The organism is Pseudomonas sp. P7759 (assembly GCF_013386445.1).
Taxonomy (GTDB): domain Bacteria; phylum Pseudomonadota; class Gammaproteobacteria; order Pseudomonadales; family Pseudomonadaceae; genus Aquipseudomonas; species Aquipseudomonas azotoformans_A.
In genome coordinates, this window is sequence record NZ_JACART010000127.1 from 1 (window position 1) to 3,150 (window position 3,150).

A 3,150-nucleotide genomic window follows, 5' to 3' on the forward strand; every position below is an offset into this window, starting at 1 on the left:
CCGCGCCCGCAGCGGGTGCACGATAGATCATTTGGTCTCCCAGATGCTGGTCCAGGCGCTCGCACATTTCGTCTGCCTGCTGACGCAGCTGCTGGCGCAGCCCACGCAGGTGCTGGTCGATCCGCCCGCTGTGATAAAGACGCGCAATGGCACGCTGGCGAATCGGCGACAAGCGAAAGGAGCGCAGCAGGAAATGGCGCTGCAGTTCGCTGTTCATACGCCTTGACAGCAGATAACCATAGGGCGCTTCCGAGCCCAGTACTTTCTCGAACGAGGAAAACACCATCAATCGCTCAGGGTTCACCAGCTCGCGCAGTGCGACCTGTGGCTCGTGGAAACCCAGTTCACCAAAGGTGTCGTTCTCCAGTAACCAACAACCGTACTGATCCAGCATTTGCGCGATGGCCACTCGATCCTGGGGCGGCATGGAAACCCCGGCTGGCACACTGACCCTGGATGACAGCACCACCAAATGCACCGACTCGGCGCGTAACAATTGATCAAGGCACACCCGATCGAGTCGCCCTTCTGGCGTCCAGGGCAGCTCGATGATACGTACCCCGGCATCCTGAAGCAGGCGCAGGACCAGCCAATCACACGGCGACTCCACAACCACCGCTGCCCCCCTCAGGCCCAAGACTTCGATGAGGATGTCCAATACTCCGCGCAGGTCAGCGCCGATATAAACGTCATCGGCATGCCAGCAGCGGGTCGGCGACGACGTATAACGCGCCGCCAGTGCTGCGCGCAGCTCCCAGACCCCGCAAGGCTGGGACCAGGGTTGAAGATATTGCGGATACTGGCGGACCAGTTCTCGCTCCAAACGCAACAGCGTGCCATCCAGCGAAGCCAGCAGCGCCGGTTCATCGCCGCTGAGCACCACCATGCCTGGGCGCCGTGCCGCTGCGTAGAGCCGATCCAGCAGGTCGCCGCTGGCGCCTGCCAGCGGGTTTGCCGAGAGCGGCCAGGCGTAGTAACCCGATTTGGCCACCGAATAGACCCTGCCCTCTTTTTCAAGCAACGAGTAGGCGTACTGGACCGTCGAGATCGACACGTTCAAGCGACCCGCCAATTGCCGCAGGGACGGCAGTTTTACCCGCGCGTCGGTACTGACTTCATTGATCAGGCTGATCATGTAGCGATAGACCGCCTGATACGCGAAATCTGCCTGCCGTTCGCCGCGCAGCGTCATCGCCCGGACAATTGACAGGCCTGCGCGCTGTCATGGGCCGTAGTACCGACACTGCGCAATTTGCCACTTGTGTAGCCCAGCGGACGTTTGCGATAGAGGTGTTGCAACAAAGTCATCGGTAAGCCGCTGGTGTCGGTGACCCACTGTTGCAGCATCTCGGCGGACGGCTTGCCTTGCAGGACCTTGTGCAATTCGGGCAAGGCCACCAGCATGCCGGGGTGGCATTGGCGCAAATAGCCTTCCAGGCGTTCACCGTGATGGATAAACGGCGAAAACAGCAGGCAAATCAATTGAGTCTCGTCCAAGCCAAAGAACTGCTGGGCGTAGGCGCCTGACTGGATGCGACCTTCGCGGCCCCCCACCTGCGCAAGCAGTTCATCGGGCATGCAGTGTGGGACCTGCTGGATAAAGCGCTGTACCCCCTCCTCGTAATCCAGGTCCCGCAAGCACTGGGCTTGCAGCCCACGTAGATGTGCCATAAGCCGCGGGTTGGAATACGCGGGATGACTGAAGTGAAATTCCTGCGGGTCGGGTGCGAAGGCCATGAATTCGTTGAGCATGGCCGAGGATGAAAGGTCGACATCGTCCAGCAAATCGGCAACGCCAATGTAAGCCAAGTGGCGATGACCGTTCCTGCTGGGGTTGTCACTTGCAACATAATGCTCCCCATACACATCACGGTAATACCCGTCGCTCCATTCATCCATGCGCGCGAACAACCCGGTGAGTGACGACGGCCAGCCTTGCGGTATAGCGATACCAGCGCCCAACGCGGTGTTCTTGAGCCAGGCAAGGAACTGACTTTGCTTGCGCGGGGAGTCACCGCTCACCAGTGCGTGCACCCCACCATTCCAGGTGGTGATGCGCTGGTAGAAATCCCCCAGCGCCAGGTACGTATCACTGCTCAGGGTGGCGCGGCAGTCGCCCGAACTCAAATGGCCCACCATCAACATGTTGCGCTGGCTGATTTCTCGCCCCACGGTAGAAGCAGGTCGCAAGTGGTTGAAGGGCAACACTTCCTGGTTTTCCACCATCAGCAGGTCAACCCTTGGGTCATCGTGCAGAAACAGGCGGCCGTAGCCCTGATTGATGCCGTCGAGCATGCCCTCGGTCATCCCCGCATGCCGTAATGTCGCGATGCGCAATTGAAAGGTTCGTGGGGATCGACCCGCGATGGTCAGTTGCGCGGCCCGCAACAAGGCCAGCGTGTAGCTACTCACTTTGCCACCGCCATGGACCACCAGCACTTTGTAGCCACCCACTTGCTCCATGCCGCCTGCCGCCACAACGATTCGCTGGACCAGCAACTGAAGTGCCGTTCGCTCTTCGCGAGCGAAGTGCCCGATCAAGCGTTGTAGAACTTGCTGATAAACATACGTCATAGCCTGTTCGTGAATAGTGCTCATCATTCTATTACCTGAGTTTGGATATTCAGTTTCAAGCAACTGCTGGCAGTATTTGCTCGACCTATTACACGTGTAAGAAATTCGCGCGCAGCCCGTACGGTTATGACTAGACACTAGCACCATGCAATAAAATGACATCAGTGCCATCGTATTGGGGGCATGCCCTGCAAACACGAGGAAACCCCGTATTTGCTGGACCAAGGCGAACATAATCGCGACCCTAGGATCTTTCCCACAAACCCTTACACGCATCTAACCAACTATTCGAGGAAGCGTCTTACAAATAACTGCGACCAACTTTTCAACTTATTGCATTGCGTCTTTTCAAGGGCGCATGTATTTCCCTGGCGCCCGGCACTTACCGCGAGATTAGTTTCAACTACTCGCAATAGCGGTCTCGGATAGTCAATCATTGCTCAGTCCTTGAGATGAAAGTGAAGGCGCAATTATCAGTGCTGGAATAATGATTAATAGATACAGAACCCTGCCGAAAACCAGTGCAGATGACTTACAGCCGCCACCTGAATCACGCGCACACGAAAACGCCGCGCT

General features: G+C 57.7%; 2 protein-coding genes. Both read right to left on the reverse strand.

Annotated elements, in window-relative coordinates:
• Window positions 1–1,192 (reverse strand): PLP-dependent aminotransferase family protein (locus HX823_RS31575; RefSeq protein WP_177078561.1); only part of this gene is annotated, 1,192 nt, incomplete at its 3' end.
• The gene (locus HX823_RS31580) at window positions 1,189–2,598 is read right to left on the reverse strand and encodes a hypothetical protein (protein WP_177078563.1); all 1,410 of its coding nucleotides are present in this window, start codon (window positions 2,596–2,598) and stop codon (window positions 1,189–1,191) included. The genes HX823_RS31580 and HX823_RS31575, both read right to left, overlap by 4 nt.
• Window positions 2,599–3,150: the final 552 nt, after the last annotated feature.